At 29.6% G+C, this 22,929-nt stretch carries 15 protein-coding genes; 4 read left to right on the top strand and 11 right to left on the bottom strand.

Features of this window, described 5'->3' with window-relative positions:
- Nucleotides 1-436: 436 nt before the first annotated feature.
- The 3 genes from aceE (at nucleotide 437) to lpdA (ending at nucleotide 6,000) form a co-directional block, all read left to right on the top strand.
- Nucleotides 437-3,106 carry a pyruvate dehydrogenase (acetyl-transferring), homodimeric type gene (aceE, locus tag M9400_RS01550; RefSeq protein ID WP_250232669.1) on the top strand — a complete coding sequence of 890 codons (2,670 nt, stop codon included), beginning with the start codon at nucleotides 437-439 and terminating at the stop codon, nucleotides 3,104-3,106.
- Between the two features lie 8 nt (nucleotides 3,107-3,114).
- A complete protein-coding gene (gene aceF / locus M9400_RS01545; RefSeq protein WP_250232668.1) occupies nucleotides 3,115-4,410 on the top strand; it encodes a dihydrolipoyllysine-residue acetyltransferase in 1,296 nt (431 codons plus the stop codon).
- Nucleotides 4,411-4,572: 162 nt separating this feature from the next.
- Nucleotides 4,573-6,000, top strand: a complete 1,428-nt coding sequence (gene lpdA, locus M9400_RS01540) for a dihydrolipoyl dehydrogenase (protein ID WP_250232667.1) — start codon at nucleotides 4,573-4,575, stop codon at nucleotides 5,998-6,000.
- Between the two features lie 1,098 nt (nucleotides 6,001-7,098).
- Here the strand turns inward: lpdA and folK are convergent.
- Nucleotides 7,099-7,590: a 2-amino-4-hydroxy-6-hydroxymethyldihydropteridine diphosphokinase gene (gene folK, locus M9400_RS01535; RefSeq protein WP_250232666.1), complete on the bottom strand. Its 492-nt coding sequence runs from the start codon at nucleotides 7,588-7,590 to the stop codon at nucleotides 7,099-7,101.
- A 253-nt stretch (nucleotides 7,591-7,843) separates the two neighbouring features.
- Entirely contained in the window at nucleotides 7,844-8,311 is a 468-nt protein-coding gene (gene dksA / locus M9400_RS01530; protein WP_250232665.1) for an RNA polymerase-binding protein DksA, read from the bottom strand.
- A 437-nt stretch (nucleotides 8,312-8,748) separates the two neighbouring features.
- Here dksA and coaE point away from each other — a divergent pair, with 437 nt between their 5' ends.
- Nucleotides 8,749-9,366 (top strand): dephospho-CoA kinase, encoded by a 618-nt coding sequence (coaE, locus tag M9400_RS01525; RefSeq protein WP_250232664.1) that lies wholly within the window; start codon nucleotides 8,749-8,751, stop codon nucleotides 9,364-9,366.
- Nucleotides 9,367-9,794: 428 nt separating this feature from the next.
- On the opposite strand, the gene secA is transcribed toward coaE, so the two are convergent.
- The 9 genes from secA to murD all read right to left on the bottom strand — a co-directional run bounded on the left by secA (nucleotide 9,795) and on the right by murD (nucleotide 22,927).
- Complete coding sequence (gene secA / locus M9400_RS01520) at nucleotides 9,795-12,527, bottom strand: preprotein translocase subunit SecA (RefSeq protein ID WP_250232663.1); 2,733 nt, start codon at nucleotides 12,525-12,527, stop codon at nucleotides 9,795-9,797.
- Nucleotides 12,528-13,375: 848 nt separating this feature from the next.
- Nucleotides 13,376-14,269, bottom strand: a complete 894-nt coding sequence (gene lpxC / locus M9400_RS01515) for a UDP-3-O-acyl-N-acetylglucosamine deacetylase (RefSeq protein ID WP_250232662.1) — start codon at nucleotides 14,267-14,269, stop codon at nucleotides 13,376-13,378.
- A 102-nt stretch (nucleotides 14,270-14,371) separates the two neighbouring features.
- Nucleotides 14,372-15,538, bottom strand: a complete 1,167-nt coding sequence (gene ftsZ, locus M9400_RS01510) for a cell division protein FtsZ (protein WP_250232661.1) — start codon at nucleotides 15,536-15,538, stop codon at nucleotides 14,372-14,374.
- A gap of 78 nt (nucleotides 15,539-15,616) precedes the next feature.
- Nucleotides 15,617-16,873: a cell division protein FtsA gene (gene ftsA, locus M9400_RS01505; protein ID WP_250232660.1), complete on the bottom strand. Its 1,257-nt coding sequence runs from the start codon at nucleotides 16,871-16,873 to the stop codon at nucleotides 15,617-15,619.
- A 29-nt stretch (nucleotides 16,874-16,902) separates the two neighbouring features.
- Nucleotides 16,903-17,718, bottom strand: a complete 816-nt coding sequence (locus M9400_RS01500; RefSeq protein ID WP_250232659.1) for a cell division protein FtsQ/DivIB — start codon at nucleotides 17,716-17,718, stop codon at nucleotides 16,903-16,905.
- A 127-nt stretch (nucleotides 17,719-17,845) separates the two neighbouring features.
- Nucleotides 17,846-19,249 carry a UDP-N-acetylmuramate--L-alanine ligase gene (gene murC / locus M9400_RS01495; RefSeq protein WP_420022274.1) on the bottom strand — a complete coding sequence of 468 codons (1,404 nt, stop codon included), beginning with the start codon at nucleotides 19,247-19,249 and terminating at the stop codon, nucleotides 17,846-17,848.
- 95 nt (nucleotides 19,250-19,344) lie between these two features.
- Nucleotides 19,345-20,412 carry an undecaprenyldiphospho-muramoylpentapeptide beta-N-acetylglucosaminyltransferase gene (gene murG, locus M9400_RS01490; RefSeq protein ID WP_250232657.1) on the bottom strand — a complete coding sequence of 356 codons (1,068 nt, stop codon included), beginning with the start codon at nucleotides 20,410-20,412 and terminating at the stop codon, nucleotides 19,345-19,347.
- Nucleotides 20,409-21,605, bottom strand: a complete 1,197-nt coding sequence (gene ftsW, locus M9400_RS01485) for a cell division protein FtsW (protein ID WP_250232656.1) — start codon at nucleotides 21,603-21,605, stop codon at nucleotides 20,409-20,411. The genes murG and ftsW overlap by 4 nt, the downstream gene beginning before the upstream one ends.
- Nucleotides 21,605-22,927 carry a UDP-N-acetylmuramoyl-L-alanine--D-glutamate ligase gene (murD, locus tag M9400_RS01480; RefSeq protein ID WP_250232655.1) on the bottom strand — a complete coding sequence of 441 codons (1,323 nt, stop codon included), beginning with the start codon at nucleotides 22,925-22,927 and terminating at the stop codon, nucleotides 21,605-21,607. Before murD ends, ftsW begins: the two co-directional genes overlap by 1 nt.
- Nucleotides 22,928-22,929: the final 2 nt, after the last annotated feature.

Below are 22,929 nucleotides of genomic sequence, written 5' to 3'. Positions count from 1 at the left end.
AAAATTATCTAATAAAAACATTATTTTTTCATATACAAAATATGCACATAATTCTGAGAATTAGTATAAAAATAAATCTATTATAGATCTTATCATAATTATTGAAATAAATGATATATTATAAGAATTAGTACTAAAAAAGCAATAAATAATATTTTATATATTATAGTTACTTATCTGATTTATTATTTGTTGCTCTTAATGAGGTGATTACAGAATATTGCTAAGATATTCTGTAATCACCTGAGTTACTGAATTATCGGTTTGTGCCAAAAATTTTATTTTTACAACAATGAAATTAATATATTTTAAAAATAATTTTGTTCATCATGAACATAATCGTATATAAATAATTTATATTTATATCATGTAAAATATTTATAATTATTAACATAAGCAATATACACATATTTCAACACATTAAGGAAACGCTATAATGTTAGAATGTTTATCTAATGATGTGGATCCAATAGAAACACAAGATTGGTTACAATCTATTTCTTCAGTTATTCAAAAAGAAGGTGTTAAACGAGCTCAGTTTTTAATAAATCAAATTGTACATGCAGCCCGTAGCAATGGTGTTATTACTTCTAGTAATGAAATAATAACAAATGATTATATAAACACTATTCCAGTTCAAGATGAGCCAAAATATCCTGGAAATTTAGAAATAGAACAACATATATGCGCTGTTATTCGTTGGAATGCTATTATGATGGTATTGCATGCATCAAAAAAAAACTTAGATTTAGGGGGGCATATTGCCTCGTTTCAATCTTCAGCTACATTGTACGAAGTGTGTTTTAATCATTTTTTTCGTGGGCGTAATAAGCATGATGGGGGTGATTTAGTATATTTTCAAGGTCATATTTCACCTGGGATATATGCTCGTGCTTTTCTTGAAGGACGATTACATGAGGATCAAATAAATAATTTTCGTCAAGAAGTAAAAAACCTGGGGCTTCCTTCGTATCCCCATCCAAAATTAATGCCAGAATTTTGGCAATTTCCTACAGTCTCTATGGGTCTTGCTCCAATTAGCGCAATCTATCAAGCAAAATTCTTAAAATACTTAAAAAATAGAAATTTAAAAGATACTACTTTACAAACAGTATATGCTTTTTTAGGGGATGGAGAAATGGATGAGCCTGAATCTAAAGGAGTTCTTAATATTGCCGCTAGAGAAAAATTAGATAATTTGATTTTTATTATTAATTGCAATTTACAGCGATTAGATGGTCCAGTAGTAGGAAATGGAAAAATTATCAATGATTTAGAAAATATATTTAAAGGATCAGGTTGGGAGGTAATTAAAGTTATTTGGGGAAGTAAATGGGATACTTTATTACATAAGGATACTAGTGGTAAGCTCATTAAACTTATGAATGAAACTGTTGATGGAGACTATCAAACATTTAAATCCAAAGATGGTGCATATGTACGTAAACATTTTTTTGGTAGATATCCGGAAACTAATGCATTGGTAAATGATATGAGTGATTCTGAAATTTGGGCATTAGATCGCGGTGGGCATGATCCTAAAAAAGTATTTGCTGCTTTAGAAAAAGCTAAGAATAGCTTTGGAAAACCTGTCGTAATATTAGCGCATACTATTAAAGGTTATGGAATGGGTTCCAGTGCTGAAGGAATGAATATTGCACATCAAATTAAAAAAATTAATATAAAAGGAATACGTCATTTTAGAGATAAATTTAACCTTAATTTTATCAAAGATGATCAAATTGAATCTTTGCCTTATTTAACATTTAAAGAGGGCTCTAAGGAATACATATACTTACATGAACAACGCAAAAAATTATTTGGATATGTTCCAAACAGATTACAACATTCTACTTATTCATTAGAACTGCCGACATTAAAACATTTTTACCCTTTATTAACACAACAAAACAGAGATATTTCTACCACTCTTGCATTTGTGCGTGTTTTCAATATACTATTACAATATACACCAATTAAACATAGGTTAGTACCTATTATTGCTGATGAGGCTCGAACCTTTGGGATGGAAGGATTATTTCGCCAAATCGGTATTTATAGTTCTATGGGGCAACAATATACCCCTCAAGACCATGATGTACTTGCTTACTATCGTGAAGATAAACAAGGGCAAATTTTACAAGAGGGTATTAACGAATTGGGTGCGGCAGCCTCTTGGTTAGCTGCTGCTACTTCATATAGTACTAATGATTTTCCTATGGTGCCATTTTATATTTATTATTCAATGTTTGGTTTTCAAAGAATTGGAGATTTTTTCTGGGCCGCTGCTGATCAACAAGCGCGAGGATTTTTAATTGGGGGCACATCTGGTCGTACTACCTTAAACGGCGAAGGACTACAGCATGCTGACGGCCATAGTCATATTCAGTCATTAACAATTCCTAATTGTATTTCTTATGATCCAGCATATGCGTACGAAATTGCTGTGATCATACAAGATGGTTTGACGCGCATGTATGGAAATAATCCAGAAAATATATATTATTATATCACTACATTAAATGAAAAATATCATATGCCAGCAATGCCAACAGGGGTTGAAGAAGGTATTCGAAAAGGAATTTATAAATTAGAATCCTTATCTGGAGAAAATGGAAAAATTCAATTAATGGGATCTGGTGCTATCTTACGTCTTGTTCGTGAAGCAGCTCAAATTTTGTCTCAAGAATATAATGTAAGCTCTGATGTATACAGCGTTACTTCTTTTACTGAATTAGCGCGAGATGGACAAGATTGTGAACGCTGGAATATGTTGCATCCCATGGCTATACCCAAAATACCATATATTACTACCGTGTTAAATGATTTTCCTACTATAGCAGCTACTGATTATATGAAGTTATTTGCAGAACAAATTCGATGTTTTGTTCCAAGTAATCATTTTTTTGTTTTAGGTACAGATGGGTTCGGTCGTTCTGATAGTCGAGAAAATTTAAGACATCATTTTGAAGTAGATACAGGTTATGTAGTTACAGCCGCATTAGCCCAATTAGTAAAAAACGGTCGTATTCATGCCAACGTTGTTTTAAATGCTATCAAAATATTTGATATTGATCCTGATAAAATTAATCCACGTCTAATATAGGAGGTAGCATGACGGCAGTTGAAGTTAGTGTACCAAATATTGGTGATGATAAATTAGAAGTTACAGAAGTAATGGTCAAAATTGGAGACAAAATTAATATTAACCAACCCCTTATTATAATAGAAAGCGACAAATCTTCTATGGAAATACCAGCTCCTTGTTCTGGTATTGTTACTATAATTCATACCCGTGTTGGAGATAAAGTACATACAGGATCTTTAATTTTATTACTTGATACACAAAATGATACTAATGCATCGTCTTTTAATGATCAAAAAAATATTAGCTCTTCTTCTTGTTTTTCAGAAACTAATGATACAAAAAAAAGAGTTATACACAGTAATACGACAAATCGAAGTATCTGTTCTAAATTCAATATCACAATACATGCTACTCCATTAGTACGTCATATAGCTCGTATGTGCGGCATAGATTTATCAAAAATAAAGGGTAGTGGCCGTAAAGGACGTATCTTAAAGGAAGATATTCAAGATTATATGAACAATATATCAGTGCATCATATAAACTGTATACCATCTATGCAATCTAATCAATTATTATCTATACCATCTTGGCCAAAAATAGATTTCAATAAATTTGGCAATACGTTAACTGTAGCATTAAGTAAAATACAGAAAATTTCTGGTGCAAATTTACAAAGAAATTGGATAACGGTTCCTCATGTAACACAATTCGATGAAGTTGATATTACTGATTTAGAGAATTTTCGAAAGCAACAAAATCTTGAAATTGAAAAGAAAAAAATAAATTGTAAAATTACACTGCTAGTTTTTGTTATGAAAGCAGTTTCAAAAGCATTGGAGGAATTACCACAATTTAATAGTTCTTTATCTCAAGACAATCAGTCGCTAATTTTAAAAAAATATATTCATATTGGTATAGCAGTAGATACTTCTAAAGGATTGTTAGTACCTGTTTTGCGTGATGTAAATAAAAAAGGTATTATTTCATTATCACAAGAGTTAGCAGAACTCTCAAGGAGAGCGCGTTCTGAAAATCAATTGATTCCTGCTGATATGCAGGGAGGAAGTTTTACTATATCTAACTTAGGAGGTATAGGAGGTACAACTTTTACTCCTATTATTAATGTTCCAGAAGTAGCTATTTTAGGTATGTCTAAATCTTTTATAAAACCAGTTTGGGGTGGTAAAAAGTTCATTCCACGTTTAATTTTGCCCTTATCATTATCATATGATCATCGTGTTATTAATGGCGCAGATAGTGCTCGATTTATAACACTTATTAATAGAATAATTTCTGATATTCGATTATTATCTATGTAAATTGATGATGATATAAATTACGACAATATTGTCACATAAAAATGTGAGCGTATATATTATTGTCAGATATAAATTAACATAATAAATAAATGTATATCTAATTAAATTAGATATACTAGTTTATAATTTTAATTAAAATCTGAGGGGTAAAAGAAGAGATCTATGCATATGCAACTAAAAACTCAAACTCTTGTTTTGGGCGCAGGGCCAGGAGGTTATTCTGCGGCTTTTCGCAGCGCTGATTTAGGAATGGATACTACTATAGTAGAACGTTACCCCATTTTAGGCGGAGTCTGTCTTAATGTTGGTTGTATTCCTTCTAAAACGTTGTTACATATTGCTAAGTTAATTGAAACAAAAAAACATTTAGATAAATATGGTATTCTTGCGTCAGCAGAAACAGATATTGACATTGAAAAAACACGTTCTTGGAAAAATAAAATCATCACTCAGCTATCAAGCAACTTAAGTGCTATGGCAAAAGCACGAAATGTCAAAGTAATTAATGGAATTGGTAAATTTCTTGACAAGAATACTATTCAAGTTGAAAACAATCAAATAACTTTAGAAATAACATTTAATTATGCTATTATAGCAGCAGGGTCTCATGCTATATCCTTGCCATTTGTTCCTAATGATAATCGTATTTGGAACTCAACTGATGCTTTATCTTTAAAATCAATACCTAAGCGTTTACTAATCATAGGTTCTGGGGCTATAGGATTAGAAATGGCAACAATATATCATGCGTTTGGATCAGAAATTGATATAGTAGAAGTATACAATCAAATTGTACCGATTTTGGATGAAGATATTATGAATCTTTTTTCTAAAATAATAAGCAAGAATATTAATTTGATTTTAAATACTACAGTAAAAATAATAGAAGCTAAAAAAGATGGTATTTATGTTACTATGGAAGATAACCAAACTTCATTAAAAAATGTTAAACGTTATGATGTATTGTTAGTAGCAGTTGGGCGTGCTCCAAATGGCAATACATTGCACATTGAAAACGCAGGGGTAAATGTAGATAAATATGGTTTTATTCCTGTAGATCAACAAATGCGTACTAATATAAAACATATTTTTGCTATTGGCGATATTATCGGACATCCAATGTTAGCGCACAAAAGTATTCATGAAGGACGTGTAGCAGCAGAAGTTATTGCTGGTAAGAAACGTTATTTTGATCCAATAATAATTCCGTCTATTATATATACTGATCCAGAAATAGCATGGGTTGGTTATACTGAAAAAGATGCTCGAGCAAAAAATATAGATTATAAAGTCACTATTTTTCCTTGGATAGCGTCAGGCCGAGCAATTACTGAAGATTGCAAAGAAGGTATGACTAAATTGATTTTTGATAAAAAAACAAACAGAATTATTGGAGGATCGATTTTAGGTACGCACGCTAGTGAAATATTGGGGGAGGTTGCGTTAGCTATTGAAATGGGATGTGATGCGGAAGATATTATTTTAACTATTCATGCTCATCCAACTTTGTATGAATCAATTGCATTAGCAGCATCTATTTATGATGGATCGGTTACTGATTTGCCTAATATAAAAATACGAAAACAATAAATTTTATATAGCTATAAAACTTTTAATAAATTAATTTACAAGATAATGCTATACATTGATTTTATAGTTTATGTTGATTTGCGAAGTGTATAAGGCTAGTAGTATATATACTAATACATAATTACAGTCGTTATTAATGTTAAGTGTATTTATATTAAAATGTATCATTAATTATTTAGGATATGATTAATTTGTGACTATTAATTAATTAGAATTAAAAATTAAATATTTTAAACAATAAAAATAAGAATTTATATTCTAATATAAAGCCCGGTGATGTGATTATAAGTATGTAATTAAAAAATTAATCTAAAAAAATTGTTTTGTATATACATAAAAAACTTTTAATAATAACAAAAACGCCAAAAATACTGCCAATCTCCTATTATGGGAGAAATAAATTAAAGAATTTTACAGATCTAAATTTCATATATGTTTTAGTCACTCCATCTAATTTAGAATAATTAAATGTATTTTCAATGCAATATAAATATTAACTATATTTAAGATCTATTTTATAGTTATAAATAAAATATTTAGGAAAGATATTTACTGCATAAATTAATAATACCCCTTGTTTTATATATATCGGGATATACCATTATATTTGTTACAATAAAAATAAATATCTTAATAAATAAAAAATATGTCATCACATCTATATAGAAATGTGTAAATATTTCTATATAGATGTGATGAATCCGTGTTATTAATAATATTAATTCATTGTTTGCATCTTTAATTACAAATCTTTATTAATTTTTTTGAGAACAACAGTATCTGAAATTTATTTCATTTGTAGAAATCGTTACAAATTATAACAACTATTAAATAATTATTAAATACAACAGAATAATTTTGGTATATAATTTTAATTAAGATAATAAAAAATAAAATAATAGAGAATTTATTATAGACAAAATTTTTTGATGGTTTAGGCCAATATATTTATAATATTAAATAAATAATCAAATATACATCAATATTTTTAATTTTACTGTAGACAATAGTTATATATGTACGTGCAATTTATTTTTTAGAACACATAGTAATCCTCTATACTATAAAGTTATTGCAGATAACAATAATCTAAAAATTTTATTTTTTCCAAAAATCTAAACTATTTTTAGGAACAGTTTTAGCAATATCTGTTATAATTTTTCCATTAGGAAAAATTAAATAATTATCTAATTCAATTAATGGATAAATTATAAATTCTCGATTACATATATCATAATGCGGTATTGTTAATTCAGAGGTATATATATTATGCTTTCCAAATAATAAAATATCTAAATCTAACGTGCGTGACTGCCATAAAAGAGAATTTTGTAGTCGGACACGACCTTGTTTTTTTTCAATATATTGAATGTGACTTAACAATGATTTAGGGGAAAGATTGGTATCTAATATTATTATTGCATTCAGAAAATCAGGCTGATTTTTCTGCCCTAATGGTCGACTACGATAATAAGATGAAAAAGCTATAAGTTTAGTCATTGGGAGTTTAGAAAGAGACCACACAGCTTCATCAGCTTGTTTTTTGGGATTTGACATATTGCTGCCTAATCCTATCCAGACACGTTCCATTTAATTATATATCCTGATTGACTATAAAATCGTCAATCTTTTTATTTTTATAAAAAATTTAAATATCATCAATATTCAAATATTACATAAAATTTTTATATAAATACATTTCTGTATGTAAAATACAATCAAAAATATTTATTGAATTAATTATTATAATAAAATTATATATTAATCATTAAAAAATTAATTTCTAATGATATCTTCATGTAATAATATGATACTAATAAAGATTGATTGTTACTATGATAATTTATCCAGTCATTTGTTTCTCTTTAATTTCTTCTAAAGTTTTGCAATCAATACATAAATCAGCTGTTGGTCGAGCTTCCAATCTTCGAATTCCGATTTCTACATCACATGAGGCACAAAATCCAAATTCATTTGTATCTATTTTTTTTAAAGTTTTTTCAATTTTTTTAATAAGTTTACGTTCTCTATCTCGATTACGTAATTTAATATTAAACTCTTCTTCTTGTGCAGCTCTATCTACTGGATCTGGAAAATTGACAGATTCTTGATTTTGTACGCATAATGTAGCATGCCCTAAATCATATTTAAGTTGATTTCTCCACGTTTCAAGAATACGTTTAAAATGTAATAATTGATTATAACTCATATATTCTTCATTAGGCCTGCGTTGGTATGGTGTCACCCCAGCAATTATTAATACATTTAAAGAAGAATGCTTGTTACTATGGTTTGATGACTTTATCGGCATATATTTACTCCTGATTTTATATATAAATACACTCACATCAATATGCTATAAAATTTAATTATTTAAATAACATTTACTAATATTACAAACATATAACGAATAAAAAAATTAAATGAAATAATATTTCATTTAATAAAATATAATAGACTTTATTAAATGATCTTTTTGTCTTATTATGACACTTCATTACTTTTAAAACGCACGCATGATTATAGAATCACATCAACATATATACAAACCAATTATAATATTTTAATAAAATATTATAATTGGTTTGTATATACTTATTGTTGCTTATGATGGCAGCAATAAGTATATACAACTGTTTAAAAAATTGTATATAATACATTAGATATTTGCACAAGAAAATTATGATAATAATTTTTAAAAAGTATACTTTTATAGAAACAAAATTTTAATTTAATGAAAAATACGTTATGTCTTATATTATTGCGTTGACCGGGGGGATTTGTTCTGGTAAAAGTGTTGTTGCTAAAAAATTTTCTGATTTATCAGAAAAAGTAGCTGTAATAGATTCGGATTTTATTGCTAGAAAAGTCACACAACCTGGAAGTATTGCTTTACATATGATAACTAAATATTTTGGATCAGGTGTGTTATTTCCCAACGGTTCATTAAATAGATCCATGTTAAAAAAAATAATTTTTTTTAATCTTAAAGATAAAGTATGGCTTGAAAAATTATTATATCCAATTATCAGAAAAGAAACTCAAAAAACTATAAATCTATTACTTAATAGATCGTATTATGTATTATGGGTCGTCCCATTATTAATAGAAAATAACTTACAAAAATTTGCTGATCGAATATTAGTAGTAGATGTTCGTGCCGATATTCAATTAAACCGGATCATTAACAGAGACAAGATTAGTCAACAATACGCTAAGAATATTTTATTTTCGCAAGTATCTCGTCAACGCAGACTCGAATTTGCCGATGATATTATTGAAAACAACAATAATTCAGATAAAATCTCTGCAGATATCTCAATCTTACATGAATATTATATGAATATAAAAAAAAATAATCACTAAAACTACTATTTTTATTAATAAAAATTTCAAAATTATGTTTTGTTCATTATATTACGGTATAGCAAATTTTACTATTATAATAAAAAATTTGCATTAATTGCTTTTATAAACTTTATAATTATTTTCATACCTGCACTGCATACACATAAACAATAAAACCACCCATTATTAAAATTCAAAAATAAATAATCTCAGATTAATTAGCATCATGACACGACGATAAAAATCGTGAATATCTAAAAATATTAATTTATCTAACTTGATAGAAACAAATTAAAGATAAAGCAATTATTTTATATTTTATATATAATTATGAACATTCATTATTTATAATTTATAAATATTACCTTTTATTTTTAGATAAAACATCGAACTTCATTGTCTGTTGCGGTAATTAACTTAAAATAATTTCAAATAGTTTATTTATATTAATGATATTTACACGTAATTTTTCCATGACATTCTTTAAATTTCTTATTAGATCCACAAGGACAAGAATCATTACGACCTATCACTTTATTGTTAATTGGTATATTCATATTTAAAAAATAATTTATAGACAATAATTTACTATTAATTGCTTGTGAATTAATGGAGTATATCTCATTATATTTGTTATTTTCTGAAAAAATAGGTTCTTTTTTATTAAAAGATTCCATCACTAGTTTACTAATTTCGCTTATCACTTCATATTTTAAATGATCCAGCATTTTAATAAACATGGCAAATGATTCTCTTTTATATTCTTGTTTAGGATCTCTTTGTGCATACCCCCTTAAATGAATTCCTTGACGTAAGTAATCCATTGATGATAAGTGTTCTTTCCATAAGATATCAAATGTTCTTAACATAACTCCTTTTTCAAAAGAACGTACAACATTCACTCCTATTATTTTCTTAGCGTGCTCATATTGTTGCATCATACTGTCCAATATACGCTGACGTAATTTTTCTTTTTCTTCATATAATGAAGGATCTAGATCTATCCATTCTACAAGAGGTAATGTTAGATAAAAATCAGTTCTCAAACATTCCTCTAATTTGATTAAATCACTTTTATCCTCTATGATTTGTAAAGGAATATAAATATTAAATAATTTGTTGATAACATCGCAACGAATATTACTTATAATGTCGTCAATATTTGACATGTCTAATAATTTATCGCGTTGCTCATAAATAACTCGACGTTGATCGTTGGCTACATCATCATATTCTAACAATTGTTTTCTAATATCAAAATTGCGATTTTCTACTTTTTTTTGAGCATGAGCAATAGCTTTAGTGATCCATGGATGTTCAATTGCTTCTCCAGATTTCATACCTAATTTTTTCATCATATTTACTAGTCTATCAGAAGCAAAAATTCGTATTAACGAATCTTCCATTGATAAGTAAAATCTAGAAGAACCTATATCTCCTTGTCGTCCGGATCGTCCGCGCAGTTGATTATCAATACGACGAGATTCATGTCGTTCAGTACCAATGACATGTAACCCTCCAGATTTTAATACTATATCATGACGTTTTTTCCAAGCGGATTTAATTTTTGAAATTTTACATACATTTGTTGTATTTAATGCAGCAATTTCTGCGCGGTAATTTCCTCCTAACATAATGTCAGTTCCACGGCCAGCCATATTTGTAGCAATAGTTACTGCGCCAGGGTATCCTGCTTGAGCTATAATATCTGCTTCTGCGGAATGAAATTTAGCATTTAAAACTTTATGAATAATTCCAGCTTGCTTTAAAGCACGAGAAATAATTTCAGATTTATCAATCGATATGGTTCCTACTAAAACTGGCTGGTTACGTTTAACACAATCTTTAACATCATTAATAATAGCATTAATTTTTTCGTGTTCCGTCATATAAATTACATCTGGTAAATCGTTACGAATCATAGGACGATTAGTCGGTATAATAATAGTATCTAATTTATAGATAGATTGAAATTCAAATGCTTCAGTATGAGCAGTCCCAGTCATACCAGATAACTTTTCATATAAACGAAAATAATTTTGAAATGTAATTGAAGCTAGTGTTTGATTCTCATTTTGAACCGTTACTCGTTCTTTAGCTTCTATCGCTTGGTGTAACCCATCTGACCATCGACGACCAGGCATAACACGTCCTGTATGTTCATCGATAATCAGTATTTCACCATTTTTAACAAGATAATCCACTTCGCACGTAAATAAAATATGTGCACGAAACGCTGCATTAACATGGTGCATCAATATAATATTATCTGATGAATATAATGACTCACCTTGACTCATGATACCAGATTTAGTTAACAATTGTTCGATGAGTACTAATCCTTGTTCAGTTAATATAACTTGTCTAGATTTTTCATCAACTGTGAAATATTCTTCTTTTTGTAAATCATTTATATTTTTTGTATTTTGTTGAATTATACTAAAGACTAATTCGTTTATTTTTAAATACAATAAAGAAGTATCATCTGATGGACCAGAAATGACCAACGGAGTACGAGCCTCATCAATCAAAATAGAATCTACTTCATCTACTAATGCATAATATAATCCTCGTTGTACCCGTTCTTCTGGAACAAAAACCATATTATCACGCAAATAATCAAAGCCATATTCATTATTTGTTCCATAAGTAATATCTGCTGCATACGCAGCACGTTTCACAGATGCTGATTGTTCCGGTAAATTAACTCCAACAGTTAATCCTAAAAACTCAAATAATGGTCTATTATTTACTGCATCTCTATGTGCTAAATAATTATTAACTGTAACGATATGTACTCCTTTGCCGCTTAATGCGTTTAAGTAAGCGGGCAAAGTAGCGGTTAGAGTTTTTCCCTCTCCGGTTTTCATTTCTGCGATACAACGATTGTTTAAAACTATTCCGCCTAATAATTGGGAATCAAAAAGACGTATATTAAATATCCTCTTGATAGCTTCACGCACTACAGCAAATGTTTGTGGTAATAATTCTTCACATTTTACACCTGACTTAATAGATATACGAAATTCATTAGTTTTAGATGCAAGTTGCTTATCATTTAACTTTTCTATGTCTTTTTCCATACAATTTATAATATCCACCACTTTTTTCATACGATGTAGTGTGCGCTCATTTCTATTTTTAAAAATTTTGGTAAGTAATTTAAATGGTGTTATCATAATAATTTATGTCTCATTACAATAACGGCGTATTATACAAATAATAACGTGACAATATATATTCTTATTGAAGATATATGTTGTATATACATATATATTTAGCCGTCCTAATAACAGTGATTAATTTATATTATTTTACAATCTATTAAAATAGATGTGAATAAATTGAATAAAATGTATGTACAAGGCTATGAATCATGTTGATTAAAATAAATATTTTCTATAAAAATATTTAAACAGTAAAAGTACATGAATAAGCATATAAGTTTTTATTTACATAAATTTATGTGTTGTGTATACATTCTAAACATATTATATAGCGCGACATATGAGTAATGATTTTGATTAATATATTTGATATTCTGAATGTGAAGCTATTTAAATAAAGTTTAAAAATTTTTCAAATAGTTACTAATAACTATCAAATTTATCATATACGAATATGAAAATACATTTTATATATAGAAATATATATTAATTTGATAATATGAAAAGTTCATATATATAGGAATAAGAATAAATAAAATATCAAAAAATATTTGTTTATCTCTGATTTTCATAATGAAATGAATTTATAAGTTAAATATGCCATGCTCAGATGTATATATTGTCTGTTTTATAAGATAAAAACGTTTATTATAGACAAATTTTAATTAATTTTTTTGCGCTTTTTATTTATAAAATTAGAAACATATGGCAGTTAGCATAGCTGCACATATAGTAATATGTGAAATTTTTATAGAATTAAACAATAATAACGGAATTATCTTAAATAAGTTAGATAAATTTATATATTAAAATCTATGATGATATTGTTATACTTCATATCTAAAAATATAAATGGATATCTAAAATACTAAAGGTAAATCAGATTCCTTAGAAAAGGTAGCGATTTCCCATGATTCTTGGCATGATAAAACGGCTTTTAACAATTTATTATTTAGGGTATGCCCAGATTTAAAAGCAATAAAAGAACCGATAAGATTGTGTCCGCACATAAATAGATCACCAATCGCATCAAGCATTTTGTGTCGAACAAATTCATCGTCAAAACGCAATCCATCTTCATTGAGCACACGGTTATCATCAATTATTATAGCCGAATTAAAGCTTCCTCCTAAAGCAAATCCACGAGATTGTAAATCTTTTATATCGCGCATAAAACCGAAAGTACGTGCTCGACTAATGTTATGAACAAAAGATTCTGAAGAAAAATTAAAAAAACAATGCTGCGTATTAACGTTAATAGCTGGATGATCAAAATCAATAGTAAAATCAAGCGTAAACCCATCAAATGGTCTTAGTTCAGCCCATTTATCACCATCTTCAACACGTACAGTTTGTTTTAATCGGATAAATTTTTTGGCACTATTAAGTTCTTCTATGCCAGCATCTAATAATAAACGTACAAAAGGATTAGCACTGCCATCCATTATTGGCACTTCAGGGGCATTCAATTCTATAATAATATTATCAATACCTAATCCTGCTTGAGCAGCACTTAAATGTTCAACAGTAAAAATTTGCGCACCGTATTCATTAATCAAACATGTACACAATGCAGTGCTTCCTACTGATTTAATATTAACTTGAAAATCTACAGGAGGATATAAATCAGTACGACGATAAATGATACCAGTATTTGCTTTATTAGGACGCAGAGTTAATGTAACTTTTTTACCAGTATGCAACCCTACTCCAGTGACTTGTACAACGCGCTTTAATGTTCGTTGTTTTATCATGATATTATCTCATGCAATTTTTATTACTATCACTACATCAAAAAATTATATAGACACATATTTGCATTTTCGTGAGAATTTTTTATCGATATTATCTTTAATTTAGTCTTCTTGTTTTCTTAGAAAAGCAGGAATATCTAAATAATCTGTATCTTTATCCAGGGTTGTATTCTGCTGATTAACTGTAGCAGATGATGTATGTCTAGATTCCTTGAAAAAGGTAGATACTCTTTGAGAAGAACGATTATGATAATGATTATCTCGTACTATTTTTTTTTCTTCTTTAATATTTGATCGGATGGCATCTGAACGCTTATCAATACCGATTCCTGTTGCAACCACAGTAACGCGTAATTCGTTATTTATATCTGGATCTAAAGCAGTACCTATTACTACTGTTGCATTATCAGAAGCAAAAGAACGTATAGTATTACCCACAGTTTCAAATTCATCTAGCCGTAGATCTAAACCAGAAGTAATATTTACTAAAACACCGCGAGCGCCAGACAAATCAATATCTTCTAATAAAGGACTAGCAATAGCTAATTCAGATGCTTCTTCTGCTCTATCGTCTCCACATCCTACTCCAGCCCCCATCATGGCGTATCCCATTTCTGACATTACTGTGCGCACATCTGCAAAATCTACATTCATTAAACCTGGTCGAGTAATTAATTCCGCAATACCTTGAACTGCTCCCTTTAATACATCATTGGCGGCGCTAAACGCATCTAATAATGATATGCCTCGTCCTAAAACTTTTAATAATTTATCGTTTGGAATCGTTATTAGTGAATCAACATATTTAGATAGCTCAGAAATTCCTTGTTCAGCAAACACCATACGTTTTTTTCCTTCAAAATTAAAAGGTTTAGTAACTACAGCTACAGTTAAAATCCCTAAATCTTTAGCTACTTCGGCTACTATCGGAGCCGCTCCTGTTCCCGTTCCTCCACCCATCCCTGCGGCGATAAAAACCATGTCTGCGCCTTCTATAGTGGCTTTTAATACATCACGATCTTCTTCTGCAGAGTTACGACCAATTTCTGGATTAGCACCTGCCCCTAATCCTTTAGTAATAGAACTACCAATTTGAATGGTTTGGCCTATTGTCATTTTTCTTAAGGCTTGAGCATCAGTATTAACAGCAAAAAAATCTACGCCTTCAATACGTTCACGCAACATATGCTCAACTGCATTACTGCCGCCTCCGCCAATACCTACAACTTTAATTACTGCATCACTAGTTAATTCCATTGGTTCAAACATAGTTTTCTCCATATTACTTCAGTTATTTTAAAAATAAATTTTTTAACGGATTTAGCATATTTTATATTTATAAAAATTTTAAAATTCTTTTTTTAACCAATTATTCATTTTTTTTATCCAACCTTTAATTGTTATTCCTTTTTCTATGTCTATCTCATTATTCAAATGAGATTCTTTTCCATAATGTAATAATCCAATAACAGTAGAGTACTGTGGATTTTTGACATCATCTATTATTCCACTCGTATTTATGGAAGACGCAATGCGAACTTGGGTATGAAATACTTTTTGAGCACAGGCTGACAACCCATCTATAAGAGATGCTCCACCAGTTAATACAACACCTGCTGCAAGATGATGTTTAATATTGATTTGGCGAAGTTGTAATTGTAATTGTAATATTTCTTGGTTAACCAACATCATCAACTCAATATATCGAGGTTCGATTATTTCTGCTAACATATGACGTTGTAAAATACGAGGAGGTCTACCTCCAACACTTGGAACTTCTATATTTTCTCCTTTACTAATTAAAGATTCTAAAGCACAACCATACCGTATCTTAATTACTTCTGCATCAGACAACGGCGTTCCAAAAGCATAGGCAATATCACTAGTAACTACATTTCCAGCATATGGAATAACCTTAGTATGACGTAAAGCTCCAGCAGTATATATTGCTACATCCATTGTACCACCACCAAGATCTACAACACAGACACCTAACTCACGCTCATCTTCTGTTAACACAGCATAACTAGATGCCAATCCAGAAAATATCAGTTGGTCTACCTGTAATCCACATTGTTCTACTGCTTTAACAATGTTCTTAGCCATATCATTATGGCAAGTAATCAAATGGACTTTAGCTTGCATTCTAACCCCAGATAATCCAACTGGATTTTTTATCCCTTCTTGATAATCAATAGCATAATTCTGTGGAATGACGTGTAATATTCGATGTTCATCACGTATTTTAACTGATTTAGCTATATGTACTACATTATCTACATCTGATTGCGTTACTTCTTCTTCTGAAATAGGGACCATACCTATTTCATTTTTACAACTAATATGTTTTCCAGATAAAGAAAGATAAACAGATGAAATTTGACAGCCTGCCATTAATTCTGCTTGATTAATAGAATATTGTACACATTTTATTACTGATTCTAAATTATTTACTCCTCCTTTATCCATACCACGCGACGGACAATACCCCAATCCAACAATATTTATTATTCCATCGGGCAAAACTTCACCTATCATCGTGGCAACCTTAGCTGTGCCAATTTCTAATCCTACTAATAATTTTTTATCTGAAGTTTTGATCATGTTTGTATTTGCCTTTATTTATTTTTTCTTTATTTGTTATAAAGTACGGGAGTAATCGAACTAGAAATCCATCTTACAGCAAATCCTGATTGATAACGTAAATCTATATAATCAATATATTTATTATTTTTTTTAATTTCTTGAAGAAGAATAGGATAAATTTTAATGAAACAATATAATCGTTCAATTATATTATTTCTACCTAATTTTAGATGAACATTATCTTGTAAAGTCAATTGCCATGAATAACGTATATCCATTTTTATTGATTTTATTTGAAATTTGTTAGATTTTAGTATTGCATTAAATATGTGATAATTAGTTAGTACTGCTTTTTCACTGCCTTTTGGTCCATATAAATATGGGATTTTTGCGTCGTTATCTTGATTTTGGTATTCTTCAGGTATACTAAAAATAGTTCCTGTTACACTGATGATCTGCGAATTATTCCAATACGCTAATGGAACATGCTCTATTATGTGGAGCTTTAATGTATCTGGCCATTGTTTCCTTATACTCACTTGCTGAATCCATGGTAAACATTCAATTTCTTTTTGAATAATATTAATATCTTGTGTTATAAATGTACCCAATGCACCTAATTTTATTATTGTCTGATTAATATCTGTGTTAGTAGTATAATAACGATTCCCAGTCACTATTATATAAGACAGAGGATAACAACAAAAATTATAAATCCATGTTTTTATACAATAAAAAATCCAGACAACACCAATTACAGCGATAAATAATACTATCCAATCTGATAATGGATGACGGAATTGATAATACTTGATTGGTTTCAGACCATATTTAATTATTGTGTTTTTACGTGCGTTCAACACTGCCTAAAGTGTTTTGGTAATCTATTTATTTTCATGATTTTATTGTTATAAAAATTTATTGTTATTCTATACATACTTATATTTTATACTTTATACTGTTTGTCATGATAATTTTATATGTATATTGTTATTTTTTAATGATTAATTTTCGCACAATCTCACTAACTGTACCTGCTCCTTGAATTAAGAGCAAATCATTATTTTTCAAGAATTGAGCTAGTATATCTGATAATATCTTCGTATTTGATATAAATATTGGATTAATTTTACCATGTTTACGAATGGTACGACACAGAGATTGACTATCTGCTCCTAAAATAGGTGCTTCGCCAGCAGAATAAACATCTAGTATTAAAAGAATATCTACACTAGAAAGTACATTAACAAAATCATTATATAATTCTTTTATACGTGTATATCTATGAGGTTGAAATACCATAATTAATCGCCTGCCAGGCCATCCAATTCGAGCCGTTGTAATAGTAGCATATAACTCAGCAGGATGATGTCCATAATCATCTATTAATATAAATTCTCCTGTTTGACTATTTATTTTATTTAAAGGATAATGACCTAGATTTTCAAAACGTCGTTGTGTTCCTTGGAAATGGAACATAGTTTTAAGAATATATTCATCACTAATTCCTTCTTCAGTTGCTACAGCAATAGCAGCCGTAGCGTTGAGTGCATTATGACAACCGGGAGCATTTAAAGTTACCTTTAATTTTGATTTGTTTGGACGTAATACAGTAAAACTGCTTTTTTCTATATTTTGATGATAATCAAAAATATGTAAATCAGCATTTTTATTAAAACCATAAGTAATAACTTTTCTATTAATCTTGGGTAAGATCTCACAAATTATGGGATCATCAATGCAGACTACAGCATGTCCATAAAATGGTAGATTATGTAAAAAACTAATAAATGCTCTTTTAAGACATTTAATATTCCCTTGATATGCATTTATATGGTCAGTATCAATATTAGTAATTACTTCTACTATGGGATGTAAATGCAAAAATGAACCATCACTTTCGTCTGCCTCTGCGATTAAATAACGACCACATCCAAGGCGAGCATGTACACCTTCTGATTTTATTAGACCCCCGTTTATAAAAGTTGGATTCAACCCTGATTCAGTATAAATATTAGCTATCATTGTTGTAGTAGTAGTTTTCCCATGTGTTCCAGAGACAGCTATTCCATATTTAAACCTCATGAGTTCAGATAACATTTCTGTACGTTTAATAATAGGAATGCGAGCTTGCTTAGCAGCTAAAATCTCCGGATTATTTGGGGTAATAGCGCTAGATATGACGACAACATTAGCATTATTTATATTACTATATTTATGACCAAGATAAATTTTTACTCCTATCTCAAGTAAGTGATGGGTTGCATTATTATGTACAATATCAGAACCAGTAATATCATAACCTTCACACATTAATACTTCCGCGATGCCGCACATACCAGTTCCACCTATGCCAACAAAGTGTATTTTTTTGACATGATTCATCATTAACATAATATCTCTTGATTTAAAGAATGGTATTATAAGCGTATCTATTCAATATATTTTCAATATTTTCTATATATCAAAAATTTAAATTATTAGTATATTTATTTTTTTAGATATTCAATTATTATTTGCGAAACTTGTTGAGTTGCATTAGGCATAGCCACATCTCTAGCACGTTGAGCCATACTACATAACGTTTTTCTATCCCAAGATTCTAGCACTGTACTAACGTAATCACTTGTAAAGTTTTGCTGTTCAATAATTTTTGCTGCTCCTACTTGTACTAAAGACATAGCATTCCAATATTGTTGACGATCTTTATGATGTATAAAAGGTACAAATATTGCCGGCAATCCTACGACCGACACTTCGCTTACTGTTAGCGCCCCAGCACGAGAAATCAATATATCTGCCCAAGAATATGCTTGAGCTATATCATCAATAAACTTTACGATTTTATGACAGCTTTGCTTTATTTTTTGGTAAGCCCATTTTACTTTTTTAAAATCTTGTTCTCCAACTTGATGCCATATGATCAGTTTATTAGATAATTTTTCTGCCATATTTGGAATAATTTTATTTAATATATGAGCTCCTTGACTCCCTCCAATAACTAAAACACGAATAGGGCCAACACGGCCTTGCCATCGTTTAACTGGATTTGGAATTGCTAATATTGTTCGTCGTATTGGGTTTCCTACTATTTTAGCATTAGGAAAGGTATTAGGAAATCCTTGTAATACTTTTGCAGCAAACATTGATAAATACCGATTAGTTAGACCAATAATTCTATTTTGTTCGTGTATTATTAACGGAATGCCACACGTCCATGCTGCTAATCCACTAGGTCCAGAGACATATCCACCCATTCCTAAGACTATGTCAGGTTTCCAATATTTTATAATTTTCCGTGCTTGATATACTGCTAAGCAAATATACAATGGCATTATACACTTGATGTATAATTTTTCGCCGTGCCATCTTTTAATATGAATAAATTTAATATCAATACCATATTTGGGAACTAGTTTAGCTTCAATACGATCTGCAGTACCCAACCAAACAACTTGATATCCATTATCAATCAAGTAATGAGCTACTGACAATCCTGGAAATACATGTCCTCCGCTACCACCTGCTACTATCAAAATTCTTTTTTTTTGATTCATTTTTTCGTGCTCTTCAAAAAAGCTTGATCTTTAGATAAACGTGTTTCAAAATCTATTCTTAATAACAGCATGCTTGCTATTACTGTAGCTAAAAAACTAGACCCTCCATAGCTAATAAACGGTAATGTTAACCCTTTAGTGGGCAATATTCCGCTAACAGTTCCTATATTGATAAATATTTGTGATCCAAACCAAATACTGATAGAACAAGCTAAAATACCAGAAAATCTATGATTAATATTCAAAGCACTATAGCCAATAGTCATGGCGCGGAACACAATTATAAACAACATAAACAATACTAAAATTGCTCCAAAATATCCTAATTCTTCTGCAAGGATAGAAAAAATAAAGTCAGTGTGAGCTTCAGGTAAATATTCTAATTTAAGTATAGAATTTCCCAATCCTTCTCCAAAACATTTCCCTCGACCAAACGCCATCAATGATTGAGTTAATTGATAACCATTGCCAAACGGATCTTTCCATGGATCCCAAAAGGTAAGTATACGTTGTATACGATACGGTTTAATTACAATCAATAATGCAATTAAAAATATATTGGACACAAAAATCAATGTTAACTGCCATAATTTAGCTCCAAAAAGAAATAATATAGACAAAGTAGTAATAAATAGAATAATAATGCTACCAAAATCAGGTTGCGCTAATAATAATATAGCTAATAGTATCATTATTATTATGGGTTTAGATATATCCCAAAAATGAGTACGTATTTCTTTTGATTTACGTGTCAAATAATTAGAAAGATAGCAAATAAAAAATAACTTTGATAATTCTGCAGGTTGAATACATAACGAACCCAACATTATCCAACGTGACGCTCCATTAGTGGAATTATTTAATATTAATGCTATTATTAATGTTGTACAACTATACAACAACATTATGAAATTATAATTCTGCCAAATTCTTATTGGTATTCTTAAAGTAACCACAGATAATAAGAACGTGATACTATAATAAATAATTACACGCTTTATAAAATAGTATGGATCATTCATCAATCGTATTCCAATAGGAATTGATCCTGAACTAATGATAATAAAACCAATACAAATTAATCCTAATACAGACCAAAAGAACAAACGATCATATAACACGTCAATATGTGATGATTTTTTTTTATGTGATTTTAATAGGTGATTAGTAATTTTTGCTCTTAATACTCTCATTATCCAAATTCTCGTGCAAAATAGGCAAACATATGTCCACGCGTTTCAAATGATTTAAATTGATCTAAACTAGAGCAAGCCGGAGATAATAAAACTATGTCTTTTTCTTTTGTACAACGACTAATAATTCGCATTGCTTGTATCATTGTATTTGTGAGAATAACATTGCTAAAGCCTAATTCTGTCAATAATAATCCATCTTTTCCGAAGCAATAAAGGTGTATTTCATATTGTTTAATTAAATGTTTCAACGCAGAAAAATTAGCTAATTTACCATCACCTCCCAGCATCAAATGTAGTGTCCCAGATAATGTTAAGTTATTAATAGCTTCCATAGTTGCATTAACATTAGTAGCTTTAGAATCATTAATCCAACTAACTCCATGATTTTTATAAATCAATTGACAACGATGCGTTAATCCAGAAAATTGACACAATACCTTTAAAGAAATAGAACGAGGAATATTGAAAATATCTGATAATGCTAAAACAGATAATGCATTGATATAATGAATGCGACTATTAATTTTCATTAAGGAACAATTAAGCACATATTCGTTATATGCAACGATCCAGTTATGTCCTTTATAATATTTCAAATGATAATTTGCAGAATCTTCATTTATACCGAAACTCACACAATGATCATAACCATCGTATATGGGTTCTGTTAAAGGATCTAAAGCATTCATTACGCAAACTGTAGCATTTTTATAAATCCTTTGCTTAGAGAGATAATATTGCCTTAATCCACCAGGATAACGATCCATGTGGTCTTCGCTAATGTTCAAAATTATCGCCGCTTTAGCGCATAAACTATAAGTTGTATCTAATTGAAAACTTGAAATCTCCAATATATACAATTGATATGATTTATTTAATAAAGAAAGAACAGGTACACCTATGTTTCCTGCAACACCAACATACCAACCAACACTTTTAGCTATCCTATAAATCAGTTGGGTTACTGTGCTTTTCCCGTTAGATCCAGTAATAGCTATTATCGGAGCAGTTACTTCTCGAGCAAATAATTCAATATCACCAATAATTTCTATTCCTGATTTTAACGCTTCAATTAAAATAGGATGATCTAATCGTACTCCAGGACTAACTACGATTAACGTAGCACTTAATAACCATGTATCGTTAAACGAACCTAAATAATACTTTACAATATGTGGTAATTGATTTATTCCTGGAGGATGTGTACGAGTATCTATTACCTTTGGTATTACACCGCGAGCTAAAAAAAAATTAACACAAGATAAACCCGTAATTCCTAAACCGATAATCACAACTTGTGATCCTCGATAATTACTCATAT

Source organism: Blochmannia endosymbiont of Camponotus sp., assembly GCF_023586085.1.
Classification (GTDB): Bacteria; Pseudomonadota; Gammaproteobacteria; order Enterobacterales; family Enterobacteriaceae; genus Blochmanniella.
Note: the sequence above shows the minus strand (reverse complement) of the source record. Positions and strands in the feature narration are given on the sequence as shown.

Bases quoted from the DNA above. Each gene is read 5' to 3' on its own strand.
- ftsZ (WP_250232661.1), bottom strand. From the start codon at position 15,538: ATGTTTGAACCAATGGAATTAACTAGTGATGCAGTAATTAAAGTTGTA.
- coaE (WP_250232664.1), top strand. From the start codon at position 8,749: ATGTCTTATATTATTGCGTTGACCGGGGGGATTTGTTCTGGTAAAAGT.
- ftsA (WP_250232660.1), bottom strand. From the start codon at position 16,873: ATGATCAAAACTTCAGATAAAAAATTATTAGTAGGATTAGAAATTGGC.
- ftsW (WP_250232656.1), bottom strand. From the start codon at position 21,605: ATGAGAGTATTAAGAGCAAAAATTACTAATCACCTATTAAAATCACAT.
- lpdA (WP_250232667.1), top strand. From the start codon at position 4,573: ATGCATATGCAACTAAAAACTCAAACTCTTGTTTTGGGCGCAGGGCCA.
- murC (WP_420022274.1), bottom strand. From the start codon at position 19,249: ATGTTAATGATGAATCATGTCAAAAAAATACACTTTGTTGGCATAGGT.
- aceF (WP_250232668.1), top strand. From the start codon at position 3,115: ATGACGGCAGTTGAAGTTAGTGTACCAAATATTGGTGATGATAAATTA.
- folK (WP_250232666.1), bottom strand. From the start codon at position 7,590: ATGGAACGTGTCTGGATAGGATTAGGCAGCAATATGTCAAATCCCAAA.
- aceE (WP_250232669.1), top strand. From the start codon at position 437: ATGTTAGAATGTTTATCTAATGATGTGGATCCAATAGAAACACAAGAT.
- lpxC (WP_250232662.1), bottom strand. From the start codon at position 14,269: ATGATAAAACAACGAACATTAAAGCGCGTTGTACAAGTCACTGGAGTA.
- murD (WP_250232655.1), bottom strand. From the start codon at position 22,927: ATGAGTAATTATCGAGGATCACAAGTTGTGATTATCGGTTTAGGAATT.
- murG (WP_250232657.1), bottom strand. From the start codon at position 20,412: ATGAATCAAAAAAAAAGAATTTTGATAGTAGCAGGTGGTAGCGGAGGA.
- dksA (WP_250232665.1), bottom strand. From the start codon at position 8,311: ATGCCGATAAAGTCATCAAACCATAGTAACAAGCATTCTTCTTTAAAT.
- secA (WP_250232663.1), bottom strand. From the start codon at position 12,527: ATGATAACACCATTTAAATTACTTACCAAAATTTTTAAAAATAGAAAT.